This is a genomic window from Pseudomonas sp. GXM4 (assembly GCF_008923895.1).
GTDB lineage: Bacteria > Pseudomonadota > Gammaproteobacteria > Pseudomonadales > Pseudomonadaceae > Aquipseudomonas > Aquipseudomonas atacamensis.
The window spans coordinates 1-5,667 of the sequence record NZ_WBRZ01000323.1 but is presented as its reverse complement, the minus strand read 5'-3'; the positions used below and the strand labels follow the sequence as shown (position 1 = coordinate 5,667).

The window sequence follows — 5,667 nt, the reverse complement described above, 5'->3', positions numbered from 1 at the left end:
CCTTGAGGCATTCCCACGCGGAGCGTGGGAACGATCATATCGCGCGATCAGTCGATGCCGACAAAGCCTCCGGTCTGGTGCGCCCACAACCGCGCATACAGGCCACGATGCGCGAGCAGTTCGGCGTGGGTGCCGCTCTCGGCGATCTTGCCGTTTTCCAGCACCACCAGACGGTCCATGCGCGCGATGGTCGAGAGACGGTGGGCGATGGCGATCACGGTTTTGCCCTGCATCAAGGTCTCGAGGCTTTCCTGAATCGCCGCTTCGACTTCCGAATCCAGTGCCGAGGTGGCTTCGTCCATGATCAGGATCGGCGCGTCCTTGAGCAGTACCCGCGCAATCGCGATGCGCTGGCGCTGACCACCCGAGAGTTTCACCCCGCGCTCGCCGACATGCGCGTCGAAACCGCTGCGGCCTTCAGCGTCGGACAGCAGTGGAATGAACTCATCGGCGCGAGCCTTGTGCACCGCCTCCCACAGTTCGGCGTCGGTGGCGTCGGGTTTGCCGTAGAGCAAGTTGTCGCGGATCGAGCGGTGCAACAGCGAGGTGTCCTGAGTGATCATGCCGATCCGTGCGCGCAGGCTTTCCTGGCCGACTTCGGCGATGTTCTGCCCGTCGATCAGGATGCGCCCGCCCTCGACGTCGTACAGGCGCAGCAACAGGTTGACCAAGGTTGATTTGCCGGCGCCGGATGGGCCGATCAAGCCGATTTTCTCCCCCGGTTTTATCGTCAGATTGAGGTCGCCGATGATGCCTCTCTTCTTGCCGTAGTGAAAATCCACGTGCTCGAAGCGCACCTCGCCCGAGGCCACGGCCAGCGGTTTGGCCTGCTCGCGGTCGGTGACGCTGACCGGTTGAGAGATGGTGCGCAGACCGTCCTGGACCATGCCGATGTTTTCGAAAATGCCGGTGACTACCCACATGATCCAGCCGGACATGTTGACGATACGAATCACCAGGCCGGTGGCCAGGGCAATCGCGCCGACGGTGATCAGCGACTGCGTCCACAGCCACAACGCCAGCGCCGTGGTGCCGACGATCAGCAGGCCGTTCATGGTAGTGATCGCCACGTCCATGCTGGTCACCACGCGACCGGCCATTTGCGCTTTGACGGTCTGTTCTTCGATGGCTTCCTTGGCGTAGTGCTGTTCGAAGTTGGTGTGAGCGAACAGTTTCAGCGTGGCGATGTTGGTGTAGCCATCGACGATGCGCCCCATCAGTTTCGAGCGCGCGTCAGAGGCTTCCACGGAGCGCTCCTTCACCCGTGGCACGAAGTAATACAGCGCGCCGATGTAAGCGACGATCCAGGTCAGCAAAGGGATCATCAGGCGCCAGTCGGCCTCGGCGAACAGCACCAGCGAGCTGATCGCATAGATCACCACGTGCCACAGCGCGTCGACCGCTTGCACGGCAGAATCGCGCAGCGAGTTGCCGGTCTGCATGATGCGCTGGGCGATGCGCCCGGCGAAGTCGTTCTGGAAGAAATTCAGGCTCTGCTTGAGCACGTAACTGTGGTTCTGCCAGCGGATCATGCTGGTCATGCCGGGGCTCAGGGTCTGATGCACCAGCAGGTCGTGCAGGGCAAAGAAGATCGGTCGCAGCACCAGAGCGACCACCAGCATCCAGGTCAATTCGAGGGCGTGGTCGCTGAAGAAATTCGGGTTGGGCGTGCCTTGCGCCAGATCGATGATGCGGCTCAGGTAGCTGAACAACGCTACTTCGATCAACGAGGCAAACAGGCCGATGACGAGCAGGGCAGCGAAACTTGGCCAGACCTGCTTCAGGTAATAGACGTAGAAGGGCCAGACGCGGTCCGGCGGGGACGCCGTCGGGGCGTCGCGGAAGATATCGATCAGTTGTTCGAAACGGCGATAGAGCATCAGATAACCGCCCGGAATCCGGGCTCTCCTTTTATCAGTGCGAGCGGCGCAGGCTCAGCCCCACGCCGCTCGATATGCCCGGCGAAACTCAGTCGATGCGCTTGGCTGACTTGATGATCACAGGGTCGACAGGCACGTTCTGCATGCCTTGTTTGGTGGTGGTCTGAGAGTTGACGATGATGTCCACGACATCCATGCCCTTGACCACTTTGGCGAACACCGCGTAACCGGCGTCACGGCCCGGATCGAGGAATGCGTTGTCGGCAACGTTGATGAAGAACTGGCTGGTCGCCGAATCAGGGTTGGAAGTACGCGCCATCGACAGGGTGCCACGAACGTTGTGCAGGCCATTGCTGGCCTCGTTCTTGATCGGCGCCTTGGTTTCTTTCTGTTGCATCTGCTGGGTGAAGCCGCCGCCCTGAGCCATGAAGCCCGGGATCACACGGTGGAAAATGGTGTTGTTGTAGAAGCCGCTGTCGACGTATTCAAGGAAGTTCTTCGTGCTGATCGGCGCCTTGACCGGGTCCAGTTCGATTTCGATCTGGCCGTTGGTGGTGTCCAGCAGCACGTGGGGCGCCTTGGCCGGGGTAGCAGCCATCAGGTTGGCGGCAAACAGTACGGAGCCGGCGGCGAGGGCGAGTTTTTTCAGCATGGGTCAGTGATCCTGAGAGTGAAGGTCGGCTGTGGCGAGAAAATCCAGCAGCGTGTGATTGAAGCGTTCGGGTTGATCGAGCGGGGTGGCATGGCGCGAGTCGTCAATGACCACCAGCCGCGCATCCGGCAGCAGTTTTACATAGGTTTCCTTTAACGCCACCGGTGTGTAGTCACGGTCGGCGCTGATGACGAGCGTTGGACAGGACACCCTGGAAAGTCGTTCCTGAACGCCCCAGCCCACGATCGCATCGAAGCTGGCGAGATAAGCACGTTTGTCGTTTTTTGCCCAGCGTTCGGCCATTTTCCGTCGCAGATCGGCCTGTTCCGGCTTGGGGAAAAGTTTGCTGCCGAGGGCTTTGCCGATGGTTTCCAGGCTGAGCAGGCGCATCAGGCTCCAGCGTTTGAACCACTGCCAATAATCATCGCGGCTGCGCAATTTGACCTGTGGTGCGCTGTTGACGATGGTCAGGCTCTTGAGTGCTTGCGGCTGATCGACGGCCAGCTGAAAGCCGATCATTGCGCCCATCGACAGCCCGACGTAGTGCACCGGGCCGAGGCGCAGGTGTTCAATCAAGGCCAGCAGGTCGGCGCTGAACCCGGCGATGCTGTAGCGCTCGCGGGGTTTGTCCGAGCGCCCGTGGCCGCGAATGTCCGGGACGATCACCCGGTAGTGCGCGGCCAGCGCGGGGATCTGCATCTCCCAGTCCAGGGTGCTCGAGCCGAGCCCGTGAACCAGCAGCAACGGCGCACCGTGGCCATATTCCTCGTAGTGCAGGTTGCAACCTTCGTGCTCGAAATACGCCATCGGTGAACTCCGTGTCAGGCTTGTTCGGGGGCGGCGAACGGTGCGTCCAGCGGCAAGGTGTCGAAGGTGCGCAGCAGTTCGATGAGGATTTGCGTGGCCGGGCCCAGGGGTTTGTCCTTGTTCGAATACAGATAGAAACTCGAATTGCGGCTGCCGCCTCGATCCAACGGTAGCAGCTTGAGCGAACCATCCTTGAGTTCGCGGTCGATCATGTGCCGCGGTAGCCAGGCAAAGCCCAGGCCGCTGCTGACAAAGGTCGCGGCGGTGGCGAGGCTGCCGACGGTCCAGCGCTGTTCGGCGCCGAGCCAGCCGACATCGCGCGGCTGCTGGCGGCCGGAATCGCGGATAACCACTTGCATCTGGGTTTCCAGATCCTGAAAGCTCAGTTCGCGGTTGAGCCGATGCAGCGGGTGGTCAGGGTGGGCGACGGCAACGAATTCGACATCACTCAATTCCGCACCGAGGTAACCGGGAATGCTCAGGCCGGTGATCGCCAGATCCGCCACGCCTTCGAGCAGCACTTCTTCGACCCCCGACAACACTTCCTCGCGCAGACGCACGCGGCAGCCGCGACTCTGCGGCATGAACGCGGTCAGGGCGCGGACGATCCGCGCGCTCGGGTAGGCCGCATCGACCACCAGCCGCACTTCCGCTTCCCAGCCTTGCTCCATGTGATGGGCAAGGTCTTCGAGTTGGCTGGCCTGTTTGACCAATTGCCGCGAACGGCGCAGCAATACCCCGCCGGCCTCGGTGAGCACGGCTTTGCGCCCGTCGATGCGCAGCAACGGCACGCCGAGCTGATCCTGCATGCGGGCGACGGTGTAGCTCACCGACGATTGCGAGCGGTGCAGGGCCTCGGCGGCCTGGGCGAATCCGCCGTGGTCGACCACGGCCTGCAACGTTCGCCATTGATCAAGGGTCACGCGGGGCGCTTTCATCAATAGCTCCTCTTGTCCTAAGCTGGCCGTCCCTCATGGAGACTGCCGAATGAAAAAATTCTGTTGTGTGGTGCTGGCGCTGCTGCCGTTGACCGCGTTTGCCTATCCGATCGATGTGCAAAAGGATCTCAACGGCATGAAGATCGACTACGAGACGTACGACACGGACAATGACATCGGCTCGATCCGTGTGGCCAATTACGGTGATGTCGACGCGACCTGCCGTGCGGTGTTCAGCAACGGCCCGGAAGCACCGCGCACGCGCAGCATCGATGTGCCGGCCGGCAAGCATAAAAACGCCACGGCCAAGTTCACCCGCGAGATCATCAAGCTGCGCATCAAACTGACCTGCACCCCGAAATAGCACCGCGAACCCTTGTGGGAGCGAGCTTGCTCGCGAAAGCGGTATGTCATTCAACAATGATGTCGACTGATACGGCCAATTCGCGAGCAAGCTCCCTCCCACAGGGTATGTGTCAGCATCTAAACTAATTATTCGATGCTTTGCAGCAATTATTTGCGCTTTTTCATCGATTCGACTCTGTTTAACCTTCACTCCATCGACTTACAACATATTCGGATGGAGGCTACACACCATGTCCCGCGTTCTGATCATCGAAAGCAGTGCCCGCCAGCAAGACTCGGTTTCCCGTCAACTGACCCAGACCTTCATCGCTCAGTGGAAAGCCGCGCACCCTGCCGATCAGATCACCGTGCGTGACCTCGCCGCGAACCCGGTGCCGCATCTGGACGCCAACTTGCTCGGTGGCTGGATGAAGCCCGCCGAACAGCGCAACGACAGCGAACAGGCGTCCCTGGACCGCTCCAACCAATTGACTGATGAGCTGCTCGCCGCCGACGTGCTGGTGATGGCTGCACCGATGTACAACTTTGCGATCCCGAGCACGCTCAAGGCCTGGCTTGACCATGTGCTGCGCGCCGGGGTGACCTTCAAGTACACCGAAACCGGTCCGCAGGGGCTGCTCGGCGGCAAGCGCGCCTTTGTCCTGACTGCTCGCGGTGGTGTGTATGCCGGTGGCCCGGCGGATCACCAGGAACCGTACCTGCGCCAGGTGATGGGTTTCATCGGCATCAACGACGTGACCTTTATCCATGCAGAGGGCATGAACCTGGGCGGTGACTTCCAGGAGAAGGGCCTGAATCAGGCCAACGCCAAATTGTCTCAGGTCGCTTGATCGGTTAATCGCCAGATAATCGCTGGATGGTCTAGTGACCTGGCGCAACCCCTTCAAGGCTTTACGCGCATCGAACCTCCCTTTGCACTTTTGCTCCTGAGTGCTGTAGCCCGATTGAACGCTTTAGCGAGATCGGGCTTTTTTTTGTCTGCGATATTTCTGAACACTGCACATCCGAATTTCACATAAGTCCC

6 protein-coding genes are annotated in these 5,667 nt (G+C 60.6%); 2 read left to right on the top strand and 4 right to left on the bottom strand.

Annotated features, from left to right (window positions below):
* Positions 1–47: 47 nt before the first annotated feature.
* The 4 genes from F8N49_RS24980 to F8N49_RS24965 form a co-directional block, all read right to left on the bottom strand.
* Positions 48–1,880 (bottom strand): ABC transporter ATP-binding protein, encoded by a 1,833-nt coding sequence (locus F8N49_RS24980; RefSeq protein WP_071174707.1) that lies wholly within the window; start codon positions 1,878–1,880, stop codon positions 48–50.
* Between the two features lie 88 nt (positions 1,881–1,968).
* Positions 1,969–2,532, bottom strand: coding sequence for a peptidylprolyl isomerase (locus F8N49_RS24975; RefSeq protein WP_016771201.1), 564 nt, complete (start codon positions 2,530–2,532; stop codon positions 1,969–1,971).
* A 3-nt stretch (positions 2,533–2,535) separates the two neighbouring features.
* Complete coding sequence (locus F8N49_RS24970) at positions 2,536–3,339, bottom strand: alpha/beta fold hydrolase (RefSeq protein WP_071174708.1); 804 nt, start codon at positions 3,337–3,339, stop codon at positions 2,536–2,538.
* A 14-nt stretch (positions 3,340–3,353) separates the two neighbouring features.
* The gene (locus F8N49_RS24965; protein ID WP_016771199.1) at positions 3,354–4,277 is read right to left on the bottom strand and encodes a LysR family transcriptional regulator; all 924 of its coding nucleotides are present in this window, start codon (positions 4,275–4,277) and stop codon (positions 3,354–3,356) included.
* A 49-nt stretch (positions 4,278–4,326) separates the two neighbouring features.
* Between F8N49_RS24965 and F8N49_RS24960 the strand changes: the two genes are divergently transcribed.
* Together F8N49_RS24960 and F8N49_RS24955 are read left to right on the top strand one after the other, a co-directional pair.
* A complete protein-coding gene (locus F8N49_RS24960) occupies positions 4,327–4,641 on the top strand; it encodes a hypothetical protein (protein WP_016771198.1) in 315 nt (104 codons plus the stop codon).
* A gap of 232 nt (positions 4,642–4,873) precedes the next feature.
* Positions 4,874–5,473 (top strand): FMN-dependent NADH-azoreductase, encoded by a 600-nt coding sequence (locus F8N49_RS24955; RefSeq protein WP_130929391.1) that lies wholly within the window; start codon positions 4,874–4,876, stop codon positions 5,471–5,473.
* The last annotated feature ends 194 nt before the right edge of the window (positions 5,474–5,667 follow it).

Excerpts from the sequence above, each read along its gene's own strand:
- F8N49_RS24980 (WP_071174707.1), bottom strand. The coding sequence starts at position 1,880 with ATGCTCTATCGCCGTTTCGAACAACTGATCGATATCTTCCGCGACGCC.
- F8N49_RS24975 (WP_016771201.1), bottom strand. The coding sequence starts at position 2,532 with ATGCTGAAAAAACTCGCCCTCGCCGCCGGCTCCGTACTGTTTGCCGCC.
- F8N49_RS24970 (WP_071174708.1), bottom strand. The coding sequence starts at position 3,339 with ATGGCGTATTTCGAGCACGAAGGTTGCAACCTGCACTACGAGGAATAT.
- F8N49_RS24965 (WP_016771199.1), bottom strand. The coding sequence starts at position 4,277 with ATGAAAGCGCCCCGCGTGACCCTTGATCAATGGCGAACGTTGCAGGCC.
- F8N49_RS24960 (WP_016771198.1), top strand. The coding sequence starts at position 4,327 with ATGAAAAAATTCTGTTGTGTGGTGCTGGCGCTGCTGCCGTTGACCGCG.
- F8N49_RS24955 (WP_130929391.1), top strand. The coding sequence starts at position 4,874 with ATGTCCCGCGTTCTGATCATCGAAAGCAGTGCCCGCCAGCAAGACTCG.